Genomic DNA, 17,153 nt, shown 5'->3' with positions numbered 1-17,153 from the left:
ATGCGCGGCGAGGCCCGATGGCCGGACTCTCGTCAGCGGGCGTCGTGGACGAGGAGGGCGAGTTGGGTGCGGTTGTCGACGTTGAGTTTTGTGAGCATCCGGGCTATGTGCAGTTTCACGGATGCGATGCTCATATAGAGTTCGGCGGCTATTTCGGCGTTGGTCCGGCCGCGGGCGACGATCGCGGCTACGGCCCGTTCGGAGTCGGTGAGGCGGTCCAGGGCGTCGCGGGCTTGTTGGCGTTCGGATTGGCGGGACGGGGCGGTGAGCTGGTCGATGAGGCTGCGTAGCGCGGACGGTGACAGTACTGGTTCGCCGGACGCGGCGCGGCGGATTGCGGTGACGATTTCTGCGGGCGGTGTGTGTTTGACGATAAAGCCGCCTGCCCCGGCGCGTAGGGCGGCTAGGACGTTTTCGTCGGCGTCGAATGTGGTCAGCATGATGATTGCCGGGGGTGCGGGGCGGCGGCGGATTTCGGCGGTGGCGGCTACGCCGTCCAGGACGGGCATGCGCAGGTCCATCAGGATCACGTCGGGGGCGTGTTCGGCGGCGAGCGCGGCGGCTTCGGCGCCGTCCGCGGCCTCGGCGACGACCGTGATGTCGGGGAGGCCGTCCAGCATCGTCGTCAGGCCCAGGCGGACGAGGGCGTCGTCGTCGGCGATGACGACACGGATCGGCGCGGTCACGGTGCCGAGGGTAGCCAGGCCGACAGTGTGAAGGTCCCGTCGGGGCGCGGTCCGTGGTCGAGGCGCCCGCCCGCCAGTTCGACCCGCTCGGCGACGCCGATCAGGCCGAAGCCGCCGCCGGGGATCGGGTTGTCGTCCGGCGCGGCGCGGAGCGGGTTGCGGACGGTGATCCGGACGCCGTCGTCCGCGTGCTCGACCGCGACGGTGACCGGACGGCCCGGCGCGTGCTTGCGGGCGTTCGTCAGGGCCTCCTCGAGGATGCGGCAGACGTCGCGTCCCACGGCGGCGGGCAGTTCGTCGGGGAAGCTCTCGACCTGGACGGACGTGCCGGCGCGGCGCGCGTCGTCGATCAGCGCGCGGGCGGCGGCGAGCGTCGGCGGCGGGCCGGGCGGCTCCCCGGCGCCGTCGTCGCGCAGGACGCCGATCACCTCGCGGAGTTCCACGAGCGCGTCGTGCGCGGCGGCGCGCAGGATCTCGGCGGTGCGGGCGACCTGGTCGGCGGGCGCGCCGGGCCGGAACGCCAGCGCCCCCGCGTGGACGCTCATCACCGAGATCCGGTGGGCCAGCACGTCGTGCATCTCCCGGGCCAGCCGGGCGCGTTCGGCGCGGCGCGCCTCCCCGGCCCGCCGCCGCTGCTCGGACTCCGCGCGGATCGCCCGGTCCCGGAGCGAGACCACGAGGTCGCGCCGGGCGCGTGCGAACAGACCGGCCGCGAGGCCCGCCGCGCACAGCAGGACGGCCGCCGCGAGCAGCGGCCCGCTCGCCAGGCCCGGGTGGCGGACCGTGATGTCGAGGACGTTCGCGCAGGCCAGCAGGGTCGCAACGGCCACGGCCGTCCGGGTGCGGCAGCGCAGCGCGACGCCGAACGCCGCGACGCCCGCCGGGACTCCCGCCGTCCGGGCGACCGCGTACGCCGCCACCAGCGCCAGCGCGACCGCCAGGGGCCACCGCCGCCGGAGCAGCAGCGCGGCCGGGGCCAGCACGCCGACCGCCGCGTCCAGCGCGAACCATGCGGGAGCGGGGCGTTCGGTGGTGAAGTGCTCGCCCGCGAGGACGGCGCCCGCGACGCAGAGCGAGAGCAGCGCCAGGGACAGGTCCGCGCACCAGTCCCGGACCGTCCGGCGGCCGGGCGCGTCGTCGCGCAGGTCCGCCGGGAGCAGCCACGACCGTTCGATCCCCGCGCTCATCGCCGGTCGGCGACCGTGCGCCAGAAGCCGCACCGGTGCTCCGCCGCGCCGTCGACCGTCGCGGTCGCCGCGCCCGGGGCGAGGACGAGTTCCGACGAGCCGCCGCCGCGCCGCCATCCGCCGCCGGGCCGTCCGGTGCGGGCGAAGGACGTCCAGTAGTCGATCATCGTGGTGGCGAGGGCGCGCTGCGCCGGCGTGTACGTCAGCGGACGGCCCGCGAAATCGACGGGCTTGCCCTTGATGTCGAACAGGTAGAGCAGCTCGGCGGCGTGCGTGGCGCCTGCGGGGAAGTCCGTCGGCGTCGGCGAATAGGGCGGCGCCTTCTCGTCGGCGAACTCATAGCTGTAGACGGGGACGCGGCGTGCCAACGCGTCACCGGTCTCGATCTGCGAGCAGACGAACATGCGGTCACCGTAGGCGCGGTACAGCGGCACCCACGCGTCGCCCTTCGCGGGCGGCGGGTAGAGGGCCGCCACGCGCCGCGCTCCCCCGGTCCCGAATCCTTCGGCGAGCCGCGCGAGATACCGCCTCCGGCCCAACGGCAGGCCCTGGACCCGCATCAGCGCGGCCAGGAACGTCAACTCGTCCCGCGTGTGGCCGGAGATCGCCGGGACGGGGTGGAACCGGCCCGCGTGGATCGCTGCGGCGGGCTCCTCCGGCAAAGTGGGCGTGCCGGTCGCGGCGGCGGTGAACTCACCGTTGTGCGCCAGGACCTTCGTCATCGGCACCCGGCGCAGGCACGCCAGGTCGGCGGGCGCGCAGCCGAGCGCACGCGCCGCCGCGCCGCCGCTGCGGGCCACGTCGGCGACGGGCCGGAAGAACGACCCCGCCGGGGTGCCCGTGCCCATGCCGCCGGCCGGCCAGCGCACCGCGCACGACCCGCTCTGCAGGATCACCTTGTCGAACAGGCCCGCCGCGGGGGGCGAGGTGAGCTGCGCGCAGGCGCCCACGGCACCGCCGGACTGGCCGAACAGCGTGACGTTGCGGGGGTCGCCGCCGAACGCGCCGATGTTCGCCCGCACCCACCGCAGCGCCGCCTGCTGGTCCTGGAGGGTGAACGTCCCGGATCCGGGCAGTCCGGGGAGGCCGAACAGGCCGAAGATCCCCAGCCGGAAGTCGACCGAGACGACCGCGACGCCTCCCCGGACAGCCATCCGCGCCGGGTCGATCTCGCTGCCGGTGCCGCCCTGGAAGCCGTCGCCGTGCAACCACACCAGCACCGGCCTGCCGCCCCGCGCCGGACGCGTCCGGGGGACGGTCACGTCGAGGTGCAGGCAGTCCTCGGCGTCACCGGCCCCGGTCCCCTGCGGGCACGGCCTGCCCGGCCGGAGCGCCGGGCGCACGCCCGCCCACGGCGCGACCGGCGCGGGCGGTCGCCACCGCCGCGCGCCCGTGGGCGGCGCGGCGTACGGGACGCCGTAGTAGCGCAGGACCGCGCCGCTCGCGGCGCCCCGGACGAGTCCGCCCGTCGTGCGGACGACGGCGTCCGGGGCTTGTGGCGTCCCGGTGCCGCAGGCGAGCGTCCCCGCGAGCGGCAGGGTCGCGAGGACGATCGCCGGACGGCGCTGTGCCCAGGTGAGTCGGCTCATGCCCGGAAAGCTACGGGCGCGGCCGTTCCCGCAGGCACTGGCCGAACGGCCAATCGACGCGCCGATCGGCCAATCCGGAGCGACTAGCGGAGGGGCAGGCCGGTGATGGTCCGGCCTATGACGAGACGCTGGATCTCGCTGGTGCCCTCGAAAATGGTGAAGATCTTGGCGTCGCGGTGCATGCGTTCGACGGGGTAGTCGCGGGTGTACCCGTTGCCGCCCAGAATCTGGATGGCTTCTTCGGTCACTCGGACGGCCACTTCGGATGCCAGGAGTTTGGCCTGAGAACCTTCGGCGTGAGCGAAGTCCTTGCCGTTGCGGGCCATCCAGGCGGCCCGGTGGACCATCAGGCGTGCCGCGTCGATCTGCATTCTCATGTCGGCCAGTTTGAAGGCCACGGCTTGGAAGTCGCCTATTTTGCGGCCGAACTGCTCGCGTTGCTGGGCGTATTCCAGCGCGTACTCGTAGGCCGCTCGCGCCACGCCGAGGGCCTCGGCGCCCACGCTGGGACGGGTCGACTCGAAGGTGCGCATCGCCGCTTGGCCTCGGCCGCGTTTGCCTTCGCGGACGCGGGCGATGCGCTCGTCGAACTTGTCCTTGCCGCCCACGATGAGGCGGGCGGGGATGCGCACGTCGTCCAGGATGACTTCGGCCGTGTGGGACGCCCGGATGCCGTGCTTCTTGAACTTCTGGCCTTGTTCCAGGCCGGGGGTTCCGGGCGGGATGATGAAGCTGGCCTGGCCTCGGCTGCCCAGGTCGGGATGGACGGAGGCGACCACCACATGGACGTCGGCTATGCCGCCGTTCGTGGCCCACGTTTTGGTGCCGTTCAGAACCCACTCGTCGTTGGACTCGTCGTAGACGGCTCTCGTGCGGATCGATCCCACGTCGGAGCCCGCGTCGGGTTCGGACGCGCAGAAGGCGCCCAGTTTCACGTCGTCGGCCGTCCCGAACATCAGCGGGACCCATTCGGCGATCTGCTCGTGCGTGCCCACCGCCGCGACGGAGGCGGCGGCCAGACCCGTTCCCACGATCGCCAGGCCGATGCCGGCGTCGCCCCAGAAGAGTTCCTCGAAGGCCACCGGGATGCCGAGGCCTGACGGCTCCAGCCATTGGGTGGCGAAGAAGTCCAGGGAGTAGATGCCGATTTTGGCGGCCTCCTGGATGATCGGCCAGGGCGTCTCTTCGCGTTCGTCCCATTCGTGGGCGGCCGGGCGGATGACGTCCCGCGCGAACTCGTGCACCCACTGCTTGACCTCGCGGACGTCCTCGCTCAAATCCAGCGAGTAACCGGTGTTCGTCATTCGGCGACCTTCCCCGACGGCATGGGGTCCGCCGCCCCGACCGGCGGCGGACCGGCACCATGTCTGACCGCCCAAGGATCCCGGAAAGCGCTCGGGGCGGCTGTGCCGCGGACGCGCAACTCCGGTCCCGTGATCCACTCGGGGCTGACAAACTCTGCCCATGACCCGCGTCGTGGAGCGATTCCTGGATCCGTTGCTGGCGCGCGATGCCCGGTTCTCCGAAGACGACCTGGACGACCTCCTCGCCGACGCCGATCCCGTCCCGGACGCGCTGGAACGCCACCTCAGGATGTGCGCGCGGCTCGGCGCGGCGTGGCATCGGACGCGACAGGCCGTCCGGGCGCGGGCGAACGGGGAAGTCCTTCGGCTTCTCGCCTTCAGATATGCCGACGAGCCCGGGTACCGGCCTTCGTGGCGGCCTCCGCAGCGTCAGATCACCGCCGATGATGATGCCGTGCGATTTCTTCGCGAGCGCTGGGACGAAGAACGCTCGGTAGCGGAAGAAGCCGAATGCGTGAGCGGCGCTGATTTCCTTTGGAAGGAAATCGAGGTTCAGGACGGTCAAGGGCTCGTTCTCGACGGCGACGGGCGGAGTGTGTTCGGCTGCGCCGTCTATCCCGAGGTCGGCCGGGGAATCGTCCAGCACGCCCCGGGACGCGTCCTGCGCGACATCGCCGCCCGTGAGGGAATCCTCGCGCGGGCCGATCCCGCGCTCCGCGAGCTGCTCCTCGGAACCTACGCGTCCTGACCGGCGAGGTCCTGCGTGCCGAGGACGCCGAGGAGCGCGAGGCGTTCGGCGTCCTCGGTGCCCGGCTCGGCGGTGTAGACGATCACGTTCAGGTCGCCGTTCTCGACGTGCAGCATGTCGCAGTCCAGCGTGATCGCGCCGGCCAGCGGATGGTGCACGGTCTTCTGCGACACCGCGTACCGTCCGACGGTCCCCGCGTCCCACAGCTCGGCGAACCGCGCGCTGCCCGCGTGCAGGTCGGCGACGAGACGGCGCAGCCGCCGGTCCGCCGGGTAGCGGAGCGTCGCCGTCCGCAGCGCGGAGACCTGGGCGGCCTCCAGCGCGCGGCGCGCGTCCGGCGTGTAGTGGACGCGGCCGACCGCGCCGAGGAACGTCCGCCAGACCGCGTTGCGCTCCCGGCCGCGCCGCTCCCCCATCAGCGCGACGTGCGGCGGGTTGGCCAGCAGCAGGTTCCCCGCCGCGTCGGACACGGCGACGGGCGTCCCGGCGAGCCGGTCCAGCATCCGGTGGACGCCCGGCGTGATGTGGACGGGCACCGTCCCCTCGCCGGGCGGGGCGAGCCTGGCGAGGCGGTAGAGATGCGTGCGCTCCTCGTCGGTCAGCCGCAGCGCGCGGCCGAGCGCCGCCACCACCTGCTCGGACGGACGGGCGGCGCGGCCCTGTTCCAGCCGGGTCAGGTAGTCCACCGAGATCCCGGCCAGCAGGGCGAGTTCCTCGCGGCGCAGGCCGGGCGCGCGGCGGCGTCCGCCGGCGGGCAGGCCGGACGCGGACGGCGTCGTCCGGTCCCGCCAGCGTCGTACCGCCTGCCCGAAATCGGTTCCCGTCATGACTTCCACTGTGCCCGCTCACAGGCGGAAACGTCCTGGTACCGCCAGGGCCAGGCTAACCGGAACGATGTACCGGATGCTGGTGGACATGACGACGACACTGATCACCGGAGCGAACAAGGGCCTCGGCTTCGAGACCGCGCGGCGGCTCGTGGCGGCCGGGCACAGCGTCCTGCTCGGCAGCCGGGACGCCGAGCGCGGGCGGCGCGCGGCCGAGCGGATCGGCGCCCGCCCGATCCGGATCGACGTGACCGACGACGCGTCCGTCCAGGCCGCGGCGGCGGCCGTGGGCGACCTGGACGTCCTGGTCAACAACGCGGGCGCCCAGTGGGAGATGACCGAGGACGGCATCATCGGCGCGCCCGGCCTGACCGCCGACATCATGCGCGACACCTTCGAGACCAACGTGTTCGGCCCCGTCCGCGTCCTCCACGCGTTCCTGCCGCTGCTGCGGCGGTCGGCGGCGCCGGTCGTGGTCAACGTCAGCAGCGGCCTCGCGTCGCTGACCAGCGTCACCACGCCCGGCCACCCGGCGCACGCGTATCCGGGCGTCGCGTACCCGGCGTCGAAGACGGCACTGAACATGGTCACCGTCCAGTACGCCAAGGCGTTCCCCGAGTTCCGGATCAACGCGGTCGAACCGGGCTACACCAGCACGGACCTCAACGGGAACCAGGGGCACCAGAGCGTCGAAGAGGGGGCCGAGATCATCGTCCGAATGGCGTCGATCGGTCGCGACGGCCCCACCGGCGGCTTCTTCGACGCCAACGGGACGCTGCCCTGGTAGACCCGGTCGCCCGGACGAGCCCACGCCCACGGGTCAGCGCGCGACGTCCCCGGCCTGCTGCGGGGCACGTGCGCGGACGCCGAGGACCAGCGCGGCGCGGCGCTCGCCGCCCTGCGCGCACGATCGGCAGGACGTCGGCTCCGCGACGTCGTTCGTGCCCGGCGTGTCCCAGCAACCCGCGCTGGACGACAGGCCGATCAAGCTCCGCGCGGTCGTTCGCCCGGCGTCCCGGCAACCCGCGCTGGACGACAAGCCGATCAGGCTCCGCGCGGTCGTTCGTGCTCGGCGTCCCCCGGACGACCGGGACGCGTTCCGTCCCGGCGCCGGGCTCGCCGGAGCGCGGCCCACGTCGCCGCCGTGACGGCAAGGCCGCCCGCGCCCGCCACGACGAACGCGACGCGCGGGGACGTCGCGTCCAGCAGCAGGCCGCCGCCGATGTAGGAGAGCGCGGCGGCCGCGCTGATCCCGCCGTGGAACGTGCCGAAGACGCGGCCGAGGCGGTCGGCCGGGACGGTCCGCTGGATCAGGGTGTTCGCCGCGACGTCCATGCCCGCGAGGCCCGCGCCCCGGGCGGCCTGCGCGGCGAACACCGCCCCGGCCGCCCACGCGAAGCCCGTCAGCAGGTTCCCGAGGCTGCTCACCGCGAACCCGAAGGCGAGCAGCGCGGCCCCCGCCGAGACACGCGCGACCACCGCGTATCCGACGAACAGCCCGATCCCGACGGCGGACAGCACGACGGCCACCACCGCGTCGCCGCCGTGCAGGTCGTCCTTCACCAGGAAGACGAGCGCGACGTCGTCGATGCCGTTGAACAGCACGACCAGCACGAAACCGAGCACGACCGCGCGCAGGAGCGGGCTCGCCCGGACGTGCCCGAGCCCCGCACGCGCCGCGCGGAACGGGTTAGCGTCCGGCAGCCGCTCACGGGGCGCGGCGGGAAGGAAGGCCAGCAGCACGGCCGAGACCAGGAACGTCGCGACGTCGAGCAGCAGCACGCCCCGGATGCCGAGCAGCGGCAGCAGACCGGCGGCGACCAGGGGTCCGAGCGTCTCGCCGGCGTTCGTGCCGAGCCCCACCAGGGAGTTGGCGCGTTCGAGGTCCCGGTCGTCCACCAGGGCGGGAACCATGGCCCGGGACGCGGGCTGGAACACCTGCCCCGCGAGCGCCCGCACCGCGACGAGCGGCAGCAGCACCGCCAGCGGCGGCAGCCACAGAGCCACGACGAGCATCACGGCGCCCTGCGCCAGCTCGCAGCCGACCATGACCTTCCGCAGGTCGAAACGGTCGCTGACGACCCCGGCCAGCGGCCCGAGCAGCGCGGGCGCCAGCTCGGCGGCGAGCAGCAGCAGCGCGACCGACAGCGCCCGCCCGGTGCCTGACGCGACGAAAAGCAAAAGCGCGACGAGACTCAGCGCGTCGCCGAGGAACGAGCACGTCCTGGCGCACCACAACAGCCGGAAGCCCGGATTCGTCCTCAGCACCCGCCGACCCTGCCGAACACCGGCCCGCGACCGCAACCGGATTTTGAGTAGGTGAATTGAGCACGCGTACTCACGACCGGAAAGCCCCGATCCGCGACACTCGGCGACATGGCGAACTCAGCGCCGGTCAAGCCGGCCAACACCACCGCGTTCCTCGTCCAGGCGGCGATCTCGTTTCTCGTGTCCGCCGTGTCCGTCGCCGCCGGAATCGTCTACCTGCCCGTCAACGGCTGGGTGCGGGCGTTCCTCGCGATCGGCCTCCTCTACGTGATCACCTCGACGTTCACGCTCGCCAAGTGCGTCCGCGACAAGCAGGAGGGCCTGGCGCTCAGCAGCCGCGTCGACCAGGCGCGGCTGGACAAGCTGCTCGCCGAGCACGACGTCTTCGCGACGCCGAAACTGTGACGGCTCACTTCAGCGGGTCGTGGCCCCAGTTCATCAGCGAGTAGCGCCAGCGGGTGTCCCGGACGTCCCCGGACGGCCGCTGCGCGAGGTGCCGGTGCACGTACCCGACGACCTTGTTCATGTGCGCGTAGTCGTCGTCGGTGCGCTCGGCCTTCCGCTTGCGCAGCAGGTCGATGATGCGGCGGCCGGACGCGTGCCCGACCGACTCGCCGCCGCCGTCCTTCTGCCCGACGGCCCGGGATTCGCCGCTGTCGAGCCACCGTTCCAGTTCTTTGGGCGTCATATTGACGGCCTTGCCGAACTCGTCCGTCACCGTGCGTTGGTCCATGGGCCTCGCGATACCCGATGACCTGCACCGATAGTCATGCGGCGGCGGGTTCGGGCGCGGCGGGGACGGCCGGCGCGACCGCGTCCCGCTCGGGCCGGACGGTCAGCGCCGCCACCGCCCCGCCCGCCAGCAGCAACACGGCCGCGAGGTCGAAGGCCCGTGAGAAACCCGACGTGTCCACGATCCGGCCCGTCACGGCGGGCGCGAGGACGCTGGCCGCCGCCGCGACCGCGTAGGACGCGCCGAGCGCCGCGCCCCGCTGCCCCGGCGGGCACACGCGGGCGATCGCGGCGTTCGTCAGCGGCGCCTGCGCGTTGCCCGCCGAGAACGCGACGGCCAGCAGCGGCAGCATCAGCGCGACCGGCCCGACCCGCGTCATGCCGAGCATGCAGACCCCGGCGACGGCCGCGACCGCCCCGCCGAGCAGGCCCTGCGCCGCGCGGTGCGAGACGCCGCGCCGGATGAGCCGCTGCGCGAGCGTTCCGGTCGCGAGGACGAACACGATCCCGGTCACGCTCGGCAGCCCGATCACGCCGCTGACCGCCGCGTCGCCGAACCCGGCGTCGTCCTTGAGGTAGGTGGGGATCCAGGTGAGCCCGAGCGCCAGCGACCACATGACGGTGAACGACGCGAACGTCCCGCCGAGCCACGTCCCGGTCAGCAGGACGCGGCGGTACGGGACGCGCGGGGACGCTTCCGGCTCCTCGCGGGCACTGTAGGGCCCCTCGGCGCCGCGCCGCAGCCACAGCGGCAGCCACAGGACGCCCGCGAGGCCGAGCACGCCGAACGCCGCGCGCCAGCCGAGCGCCCCGGTGACGGCGAGGATCAGCGGCCCGCCGAGGATCGCGCCCGCCGCGCCGCCGACCGAGACCAGCGCGGACGGCAGCGACCGGCGCTCGACCGGGTACCAGGTGAAGACGGTGTGGTTGGCCAGCGGGAACGCCGGGCCCTCGCCCGCGCCGAGCACGACGCGGGTCGCCAGCAGCAGCCCGAACCCGGCGGCGGGCGCGAGGACGGCGAGTTGCGCGGCGGACCACACCACGACCAGCGCGGCCAGCAGCGGACGTGCGCGCAGCCGGTCGCCGAGGAACCCGACGCCGAGCGAGGAGAGGCTGAACAGCAGGTAGAAGGCGCCCGCCATCGTCCCGAACCGGGTCGCCGACAGGTGCAGGTCGTCGCGGATCGGGTCGGCGACCAGCCCGAGGACCGCCTTGTCGGCGAAGTTGACGGCCATGAAGACCATGAGCAGGACGAGCACCGCCCGTCCGCCGCCGCGCGGCTCGTCCACCGGCACGCTCCTCTCGCCCTCGGGTCCGTCGGACGCCACCGTGCCGGGAGCGCCCAAAGCGCGGCTTAGGCCGGGGTCGCCGGACGCCTTCCCTGGTAGGCTCGGCAGCGTTCCGGGCGCCGTGGCGTCCGGGTTCGTCGACGGGCTGTAGCGCAGCTTGGCAGCGCGCCGCGTTTGGGTCGCGGAGGCCGGGAGTTCAAATCTCCCCAGCCCGACCAAAGGAAAGCCCCGGTCACGGGCGGCGTGCCGCGCGGGGCCCGGGCGTCCCCGCCCCCGATCGTGGTCCCCGACGGTTTCCGCGGCTCGGGGAGGAAGCGGTGCGGACGGTCCTGGCGGCGGGGGCCGCGCTGGCGGTCACGGCGACGGCGGGCGCCGCCCCGAAGGATCCGGTGGTCACGGTGGGTCCGCCCGTGGTGCGGCTGGTGCCCGGCACGAGCGCCCCGGTGACGGTCGCGGTCGATTTCGGGACGTGCATGGACGAAACGCTCATCGAAGTCGAGGCCGCCGAAGGCCACGGCTATGACTATGTGTCGTCCGGGGAACGGATCGATGGCCGTGCGACCGCGTCCTTCGCCTTCGACGGCATCGAGACGCGCGGCCGGTGGACGGTCGCGGTCAGCGGCAGCGTCTGCGGCACGTCGGCGCCGGTGCGGCGGGAGGCGGCGGCGAGCTTCGAGATCAAGCGGGACACCCGGATCACGGGGTTCGGCGTCCGGGCGCGCGGCACGGGCGCCGAGGTCGCCGGACGGCTGACGCGGCTGGACCCGTGGGCGAACCGGTACGTCCCCTACGGCGGGGCGCGCGTTCAGATCGAGTCGCGCCCGGACGGGACGAAACCGTGGACCGTCCGCGACACGGCCGTCACCGCGCGGAACGGGGGCTTCGCGGTGCGCGTGCCCGGCGCGGCGGACGGCGCGTGGCGCGCGGTGTTCCCCGGCACCCGGCACCACGCCGACGCGACCGGCGGGGCCGATCGCGTCGCGGCGCGCTGAGCGTCCGTCACCGGTACACCAGCCCCGACAGGCGCAGGGCCAGCCCGCGCCGGACGGCGGGCACGTGCCCGGCGGCCCGGAGCAGCAGGTTGCGGACGGGCCGGACGCGCGGCCCGACGGTCGCGAGCCTGGTCAGCCGGTCCGCCAGCCCGACGACCTGCTCGGCGACCGGACGGCGCGCTGCGGCGTAGGCGTCCAGCGGCGCGTCATCGCCGCTGGTCAGCGCGGTGTGCAGCGCGTCCGCGAGCGCCACGGCGTCCTGGATGCCGGTGTTCATGCCCTGCCCGCCCGCCGGGCTGTGGACGTGCGCGGCGTCGCCCGCGAGCAGGATCCGCCCGCTGCGGTACCGGTCGGCGACGCGGTGGTGGACGCGGAACCGCGAGCTCCACACGACGTCCTCGACGACGGCGCGGACGCGGCGCGGGCCCCGCTCGTCCAGCAGGGCCTGGACGAACGCGGCGTCCGGGTGCTCGGGCGCGGCGTCCACGGTGGCGACGACGCGGTGGGTGCCGCCGGGCAGCGGCGCGACGACGACCATCCCGGCGGTGGCGAAGTAGAGGACGACCTCGTCGGCGGGCAGCGCGCCGCCGCGCAGCCGGACGTCGGCGAGCACGAACGACTCGGCGTAGTCGCCGCCGCCGAACCCGATCCCGGCCTGCTCGCGGACCGTGCTGTGCATCCCGTCGGCGCCGACGACGTACTGCGCGCGGATCGGTTCGCGGCTCTCGAACTCGGCGGTGATCCCGGCGGCGTCCTCGGTGAGCGCGGTGAGCCGGACGGGCCGCAGCACGCGTCCGCCGAGGTCGGTGAAGCGGCGCAGCAGGACGGCCTCGGTCTCGGCCTGCGACAGCATCAGCGTGTACGGGTGGGCGGTCGGCAGCCCGTCGAACGGGACGGGCACGAGGACCCGGTCCCGGTCGCGGACGGTGAACCGGCCCGCCTCGATGCCCCGCGCGACGAGTTCCCCGGTGACGCCGAGCGGCTGGAGGACCTCCAGGCTGCGCGCGTGGACGACGGCGGCGCGGGAGGTGTTGGCGCCCTCGGCGGCGGCGTCCACGACGGTGACGTCGTGTCCGGCGAGGGTGAGCGCGACGGCGGCGGTGAGCCCGGTGGGGCCGGCTCCGACGATGAGGATCCCGGTCTGCTCGGTCATGGCGTCCTCCATGTCAACGTTTGTTGGCCAACGGCCGTTGGCCAACAGCATGGAGCGGCGCCGACCGCAATGTCAACACTTGTTGGCCAACGGATGTTGGCCTACGATGCGGCGCATGAGAAGGACATCCGAGGAGACCCGGGGCGTGATCCTCGCCGCCGCGCGCAGCCGCTTCGCCGCCGACGGCTACGACCGCGCGACGATCCGCGCCATCGCCGCCGACGCGCGCATCGACCCGTCGATGGTCATGCGCTACTTCGGCAGCAAGCAGGGCCTCTTCGCCGCCGCCGCCGACCTGGACCTGCGGCTGCCCGACCTCGCCGCCGCGCCGCGCGCCGACATCGGCCGCGTCCTCGCGGGCCACCTGCTGGACCTGTGGGACGACGACGAGAACCTGCGCATCCTGCTCCGCACCGCCACGACGGACGAGGACGTCGCCGAACGCGTCCGGGGCGTCCTCGCGGCCCAGCTCGTCCCGGCCGTCGCGGCCGTCACCGGCGACCCGTCCACCGCCGCCCCGCGCGCGGGAATGGCCGCGTCACAGGCCCTCGGCTTCGCCCTCTGCCGCCACGTCCTGCGGCTGCCGCCGGTCGTAGCGCTCAGCCGCGACGACGCCGTGGCCTGGCTAGCCCCGACCTTCCAGCGCTACCTCACCGGCCCACTCTGACCGACCCGCGCACCAGGCCACCGCACCCGGCGCCCGCCACCCGACGCCCGGTTCCCGCACGCCGCGCTGCGCCTGGCCGGCTCGATCCGAGCGGGCCCGGTGGCGAGCCACTCGCGCCCGGTTCCCGCACGCCGCGCTGCGCCTGGCCGGCTCAATCCGAGCGGGCCTGGTGGCGAGGCACTCGCGCCCGGTTCCCGCACGCCGGCCGCACGGCCCGCCGCGCTGCTCGGCGTTCCGCACCCGCCCGGCGCCGCGACGGCCGTCGCCCCGGTGTCCACCGCGCGGGAGGTCGTCGCGGTGCTGCTCGACGCGGCGGGCCTAGCCGACCAGCCGGGGGCGCAGATAGGGCGCCGTGCGGCTTTCCGGGGACGCGGCGACCTGTGCCGGGGTGCCGGCCGCGACGATCCGGCCGCCGTCGTCCCCGCCGCCCGGTCCGAGGTCAAGGACGAAGTCGGCGGCGGCCACCGCGTCCATCGCGTGCTCGGCCGCCACGACCGTCGCGCCGCCGTCGACCAGCGCGTGCAGGCGCGCCATGAGCAGGTCGGCGTCGGCGGGGTGCAGGCCGGTCGTCGGCTCGTCCAGCAGGTAGAGGGTGTCGCGGCGGCGGGCGCGGCGCAGTTCGGCGGCCAGCTTGATCCGCTGCGCCTCGCCGCCGGACAGTTCGGTCGCGGGCTGGCCGAGCCGCAGGTAGCCGAGGCCGACGCCGCGCAGCGTCCGCAGCGCGCGGGCGGCGGCGGGGATCTCGGCGAGGACGGTCGCCGCGTCGTCCACAGTCAGGCCGAGGACTTGCGCGATGTCCAGGCCGTTCCACCGGACGTCCAGTGTCTCGGGGTTGTAGCGGGCGCCGTGGCACACCGGGCACGGCGCGTAGGTGGACGGCAGGAACAGCAGCTCCACCGATACGTATCCCTCGCCCTGGCAGTGGGGGCAACGCCCGCCTTCCACGTTGAAGGAGAACCGTCCGGCGTCGTAGCCGCGCGCCTTCGCCGCGTCGGTGGCGGCGAACACGCGGCGCACGGCGTCGAACAGGCCGGTGTAGGTCGCGAGGTTGGAGCGCGGGGTGCGGCCGATGGGTTTCTGGTCGACCCGGACGATCCGCTCGAACTCCGGCGTCTCCGCGAGCACGTCCAGCAGCGTGGACTTCCCCGACCCGGACACGCCCGTGATCGCGGTGAACACGCCGAGCGGGACGTCCACGTCGAGTCCGCGCAGGTTGTGGCGGGCGACGTCGCGCAGCCGCAGCCACCCGGACGGCTCGCGCGGTGTCCGGACCGGTCGTTCTACCTCACCGAACAGATAGCGGCGGGTCACGGACTCGGCCGCCTTGCCGAGGCCGTCCACCGGCCCGCTGTAGAGGACGCGCCCGCCCGCCGCCCCGGCGCCCGGCCCGACGTCCACGATCCAGTCGGCGCGGCGCACGACGTCCAGGTCGTGCTCCACGAAGAACACGCTGTTCCCGGCCGCGCGCAGCCGCCCGAGCACCCCGGTCAGCGCCTCGGTGTCGGCGGGGTGCAGCCCGGCGGACGGCTCGTCCAGCACGTACACCACGCCGAACAGGCCCGACCGCAGTTGCGTCGCGAGCCGCAGCCGTTGCAGTTCCCCCGCCGACAGCGTCGGGCTCGTCCGGTCCACGCTGAGGTAGCCGAGGCCGAGTTCGGTCAGCACCGCGATCCGCGCCACCAGATCACGCGTCAGGACCCCGGCCGGCTCGTCGCCCCCGGTGTGCGGACGCAGCAGATCGGCCAGCTCCGTCAGCGGCAGCGCGGCCAGCTCGGCGATCGAGCGGCCGGCGAACGTCACGGCGAGCGCGTCCAGGCGCAGCCGCCGCCCGCCGCACAGCGGGCAGACGCGCGCGGCGAGGAACGACGCCGCCTTCGCGCGCCGCGCCTCGCTGCGCGACTCGGAGTACGCGCGCAGCACGAGCCGCCGCGCCGACGAGTACGTCCCCTGGTACGGCCGCTGGATCCGGTGCGCCTCGCGCTCGGGATGGACGGTCACGACGGGCTGGTCCTCGGTGAACAGGATCCAGTCCCGCTCGTCCTGCGGCAGGTCCCGCCACGGCCGGTCGATGTCGTACCCGAGCGCCGCGAGGACGTCCCGGAGGTTCTTGCCCTGCCATGCGCCGGGCCAGGACGCGATCGCGCCATCCCGGATGCTCAGCGACGGATCCGGGACGAGCGACTCCTCGGTGACCTCGTGCACCTCGCCGAGCCCGTCGCAGCGCGGGCACGCCCCGACGATCGTGTTGGGCGAGAACGCGTCGGAGTACAGCGTCTCGGCGCCCGGCGGGTAGTCGCCCGCGCGCGACATCAGCATCCGCAGCGAGTTGGACAGCGCGGTGACCGTCCCGACCGACGACCGCGACGACGGCACCGACCGCCGCTGGCCGAGCGCGACCGCCGGGGGCAGCCCGGTCACGTCGCCGACGGCGGGCGTCCCGGCCTGGTCCAGGAGCCGCCGCGCGTACGGCGCGACCGACTCCAGGTAGCGGCGCTGCGCCTCGGCGTAGATCGTCCCGAACGCCAGCGACGACTTGCCCGACCCGGACACGCCGGTGAACGCCACGAGCGCGTCGCGCGGCACGGCGACGTCCACGTTCCGCAGGTTGTGCTCCCGCGCGTCCCGGACCCGGACGAACCCGTCCTCCATGATCGGGACCGTACCCCGGACGGCGGGAAGACCCGCGCGGACGCACGGGTTGCAGAGAACATGACCGTTCCCTTCTCCGTCCTCGACCTCGCTCCCGTGGCGTCCGGCTCCACGTCCGGGCAGGCGCTGCGCAACACGCTGGACCTCGCCCGGCGCACCGAGGCCCTCGGCTACCACCGGTACTGGCTCGCCGAGCACCACGCGATGCCCGGCATCGCCAGCTCCGCGACGGCCGTCCTCATCGGCCAGGTCGCGGCGGCGACGGAGCGGATGCGGATCGGGTCGGGCGGGATCATGCTGCCCAACCACGCGCCGATGGTCGTCGCCGAGCAGTTCGGGACGCTCGAAGCGCTCTATCCCGGCCGCATCGACCTCGGCCTCGGCCGCGCGCCCGGCACCGACCAGGCCACCGCGCGGGCGCTGCGCCGCTCCCCCGAGGCCCTGTCGGCGGACGACTTCCCCGAGCAGGTCGCCGAGCTGAACGGCTACTTCGACGACAAGAGCGTGATCACCCCGGCGGCGGGGAACGGGCCCCCGGTGTGGCTGCTCGGATCCAGCGGGTACAGCGCGCGGCTCGCCGGGCTGCTCGGGCTGCCGTTCGCGTTCGCGCACCATTTCATGGCGCGGAACACCCTGCCCGCTCTCGCTTTGTACCGGGAGTCGTTCCGTCCGTCGTCGGTGCTGAGCGAGCCGTACTCGATGATCGGCGTGTCCGTCATGGCCGCCGAGACGGACGAGAAGGCGCGGGAGATGTCCCGTCCGCAGGCGCTTCAGTTCTTGCGGCTGCGGCAGGGGCTGCCCGGGCCGCTGCCGACGCCGGAGGACGCCGCGGCCCAGGTGTTCTCGCCGGTCGAGGCCCAGATGGTCAAGGACCGGCTCGCCGACCAGGTCATCGGGAGCCCCGCGACCGTCCGGGCGGAGCTGGACGCGCTGCTGGAACGCACCGGCGTGGACGAGGTCATGGTCGTGACGTCGGTGTACCACCACGAGGACCGGGTGCGGTCCTACGAACTGCTCGCCGATCCCTACGACCTCGCCCGATGACGGGCGCGGGCGCCGGGA

The 17,153-nt window shown here is 74.1% G+C and carries 17 protein-coding genes and 1 tRNA gene; 7 read left to right on the top strand and 11 right to left on the bottom strand.

Annotated elements, in window-relative coordinates; all coding sequences use genetic code 11:
- Positions 1–32: 32 nt before the first annotated feature.
- From BTM25_RS10945 to BTM25_RS10930, 4 genes are all read right to left on the bottom strand, one after another.
- The gene (locus BTM25_RS10945) at positions 33–686 is read right to left on the bottom strand and encodes a response regulator transcription factor (RefSeq protein ID WP_103562558.1); all 654 of its coding nucleotides are present in this window, start codon (positions 684–686) and stop codon (positions 33–35) included.
- Positions 683–1,873: a sensor histidine kinase gene (locus tag BTM25_RS10940; RefSeq protein ID WP_103562893.1), complete on the bottom strand. Its 1,191-nt coding sequence runs from the start codon at positions 1,871–1,873 to the stop codon at positions 683–685. The genes BTM25_RS10945 and BTM25_RS10940 overlap by 4 nt, the downstream gene beginning before the upstream one ends.
- The gene (locus BTM25_RS10935; protein WP_103562557.1) at positions 1,870–3,462 is read right to left on the bottom strand and encodes a carboxylesterase/lipase family protein; all 1,593 of its coding nucleotides are present in this window, start codon (positions 3,460–3,462) and stop codon (positions 1,870–1,872) included. The genes BTM25_RS10940 and BTM25_RS10935 overlap by 4 nt, the downstream gene beginning before the upstream one ends.
- 83 nt (positions 3,463–3,545) lie before the next feature.
- On the bottom strand, positions 3,546–4,766 hold the full coding sequence (locus tag BTM25_RS10930) for an acyl-CoA dehydrogenase family protein (protein WP_103562556.1): 1,221 nt from the start codon (positions 4,764–4,766) through the stop codon (positions 3,546–3,548).
- Between the two features lie 160 nt (positions 4,767–4,926).
- Here BTM25_RS10930 and BTM25_RS10925 point away from each other — a divergent pair, with 160 nt between their 5' ends.
- Positions 4,927–5,514, top strand: coding sequence for a DUF6221 family protein (locus tag BTM25_RS10925; RefSeq protein ID WP_103562555.1), 588 nt, complete (start codon positions 4,927–4,929; stop codon positions 5,512–5,514).
- Here BTM25_RS10925 and BTM25_RS10920 read toward each other — a convergent pair.
- Complete coding sequence (locus BTM25_RS10920; RefSeq protein ID WP_103562554.1) at positions 5,502–6,341, bottom strand: helix-turn-helix transcriptional regulator; 840 nt, start codon at positions 6,339–6,341, stop codon at positions 5,502–5,504. The genes BTM25_RS10925 and BTM25_RS10920 overlap by 13 nt on opposite strands.
- A gap of 88 nt (positions 6,342–6,429) precedes the next feature.
- Between BTM25_RS10920 and BTM25_RS10915 the strand changes: the two genes are divergently transcribed.
- Positions 6,430–7,128 (top strand): SDR family NAD(P)-dependent oxidoreductase, encoded by a 699-nt coding sequence (locus BTM25_RS10915; protein WP_103562892.1) that lies wholly within the window; start codon positions 6,430–6,432, stop codon positions 7,126–7,128.
- 33 nt (positions 7,129–7,161) lie between these two features.
- On the opposite strand, the gene BTM25_RS29615 is transcribed toward BTM25_RS10915, so the two are convergent.
- Both BTM25_RS29615 and BTM25_RS10910 read right to left on the bottom strand, forming a co-directional pair.
- Positions 7,162–7,329, bottom strand: a complete 168-nt coding sequence (locus BTM25_RS29615; protein ID WP_168212077.1) for a hypothetical protein — start codon at positions 7,327–7,329, stop codon at positions 7,162–7,164.
- A gap of 56 nt (positions 7,330–7,385) precedes the next feature.
- Positions 7,386–8,609: an MFS transporter gene (locus tag BTM25_RS10910; protein WP_205648025.1), complete on the bottom strand. Its 1,224-nt coding sequence runs from the start codon at positions 8,607–8,609 to the stop codon at positions 7,386–7,388.
- A 108-nt stretch (positions 8,610–8,717) separates the two neighbouring features.
- Between BTM25_RS10910 and BTM25_RS10905 the strand changes: the two genes are divergently transcribed.
- Entirely contained in the window at positions 8,718–9,014 is a 297-nt protein-coding gene (locus BTM25_RS10905) for a YiaA/YiaB family inner membrane protein (RefSeq protein WP_103562553.1), read from the top strand.
- 4 nt (positions 9,015–9,018) lie between these two features.
- Here BTM25_RS10905 and BTM25_RS10900 read toward each other — a convergent pair whose 3' ends face one another.
- Both BTM25_RS10900 and BTM25_RS10895 read right to left on the bottom strand, forming a co-directional pair.
- Entirely contained in the window at positions 9,019–9,342 is a 324-nt protein-coding gene (locus BTM25_RS10900) for a DUF3140 domain-containing protein (protein WP_103562552.1), read from the bottom strand.
- Between the two features lie 34 nt (positions 9,343–9,376).
- The gene (locus tag BTM25_RS10895; protein WP_235828337.1) at positions 9,377–10,630 is read right to left on the bottom strand and encodes an MFS transporter; all 1,254 of its coding nucleotides are present in this window, start codon (positions 10,628–10,630) and stop codon (positions 9,377–9,379) included.
- A 141-nt stretch (positions 10,631–10,771) separates the two neighbouring features.
- Here BTM25_RS10895 and BTM25_RS10890 point away from each other — a divergent pair.
- Together BTM25_RS10890 and BTM25_RS10885 are read left to right on the top strand one after the other, a co-directional pair.
- Positions 10,772–10,848: transfer RNA gene (locus BTM25_RS10890), tRNA-Pro, on the top strand.
- 99 nt (positions 10,849–10,947) lie between these two features.
- Complete coding sequence (locus tag BTM25_RS10885) at positions 10,948–11,622, top strand: hypothetical protein (protein WP_103562551.1); 675 nt, start codon at positions 10,948–10,950, stop codon at positions 11,620–11,622.
- A 7-nt stretch (positions 11,623–11,629) separates the two neighbouring features.
- Here BTM25_RS10885 and BTM25_RS10880 read toward each other — a convergent pair whose 3' ends face one another.
- A complete protein-coding gene (locus tag BTM25_RS10880; protein WP_103562550.1) occupies positions 11,630–12,775 on the bottom strand; it encodes an FAD-dependent oxidoreductase in 1,146 nt (381 codons plus the stop codon).
- Positions 12,776–12,890: 115 nt separating this feature from the next.
- Here BTM25_RS10880 and BTM25_RS10875 point away from each other — a divergent pair, with 115 nt between their 5' ends.
- Positions 12,891–13,442 (top strand): TetR/AcrR family transcriptional regulator, encoded by a 552-nt coding sequence (locus BTM25_RS10875; protein WP_103562889.1) that lies wholly within the window; start codon positions 12,891–12,893, stop codon positions 13,440–13,442.
- Positions 13,443–13,760: 318 nt separating this feature from the next.
- Here the strand turns inward: BTM25_RS10875 and BTM25_RS10870 are convergent, their stop codons facing one another.
- Positions 13,761–16,091 carry an ATP-binding cassette domain-containing protein gene (locus BTM25_RS10870; RefSeq protein ID WP_103562549.1) on the bottom strand — a complete coding sequence of 777 codons (2,331 nt, stop codon included), beginning with the start codon at positions 16,089–16,091 and terminating at the stop codon, positions 13,761–13,763.
- A gap of 60 nt (positions 16,092–16,151) precedes the next feature.
- Here BTM25_RS10870 and BTM25_RS10865 point away from each other — a divergent pair, with 60 nt between their 5' ends.
- The gene (locus BTM25_RS10865; protein WP_103562548.1) at positions 16,152–17,135 is read left to right on the top strand and encodes an LLM class flavin-dependent oxidoreductase; all 984 of its coding nucleotides are present in this window, start codon (positions 16,152–16,154) and stop codon (positions 17,133–17,135) included.
- Positions 17,136–17,153: the final 18 nt, after the last annotated feature.

Source organism: Actinomadura rubteroloni (genome assembly GCF_002911665.1).
Taxonomy (GTDB): Bacteria; Actinomycetota; Actinomycetes; order Streptosporangiales; family Streptosporangiaceae; genus Spirillospora; species Spirillospora rubteroloni.
Note: the sequence above shows the minus strand (reverse complement) of the source record. Positions and strands in the feature narration are given on the sequence as shown.

Coding starts and splice junctions, on each gene's coding strand:
- BTM25_RS10920 (WP_103562554.1), bottom strand. CDS start 6,341: ATGACGGGAACCGATTTCGGGCAGGCGGTACGACGCTGGCGGGACCGG.
- BTM25_RS10880 (WP_103562550.1), bottom strand. CDS start 12,775: ATGACCGAGCAGACCGGGATCCTCATCGTCGGAGCCGGCCCCACCGGG.
- BTM25_RS10900 (WP_103562552.1), bottom strand. CDS start 9,342: ATGGACCAACGCACGGTGACGGACGAGTTCGGCAAGGCCGTCAATATG.
- BTM25_RS10935 (WP_103562557.1), bottom strand. CDS start 3,462: ATGAGCCGACTCACCTGGGCACAGCGCCGTCCGGCGATCGTCCTCGCG.
- BTM25_RS10930 (WP_103562556.1), bottom strand. CDS start 4,766: ATGACGAACACCGGTTACTCGCTGGATTTGAGCGAGGACGTCCGCGAG.
- BTM25_RS10940 (WP_103562893.1), bottom strand. CDS start 1,873: ATGAGCGCGGGGATCGAACGGTCGTGGCTGCTCCCGGCGGACCTGCGC.
- BTM25_RS10865 (WP_103562548.1), top strand. CDS start 16,152: ATGACCGTTCCCTTCTCCGTCCTCGACCTCGCTCCCGTGGCGTCCGGC.
- BTM25_RS10915 (WP_103562892.1), top strand. CDS start 6,430: ATGACGACGACACTGATCACCGGAGCGAACAAGGGCCTCGGCTTCGAG.
- BTM25_RS10875 (WP_103562889.1), top strand. CDS start 12,891: ATGAGAAGGACATCCGAGGAGACCCGGGGCGTGATCCTCGCCGCCGCG.
- BTM25_RS10905 (WP_103562553.1), top strand. CDS start 8,718: ATGGCGAACTCAGCGCCGGTCAAGCCGGCCAACACCACCGCGTTCCTC.
- BTM25_RS10925 (WP_103562555.1), top strand. CDS start 4,927: ATGACCCGCGTCGTGGAGCGATTCCTGGATCCGTTGCTGGCGCGCGAT.
- BTM25_RS10870 (WP_103562549.1), bottom strand. CDS start 16,091: ATGGAGGACGGGTTCGTCCGGGTCCGGGACGCGCGGGAGCACAACCTG.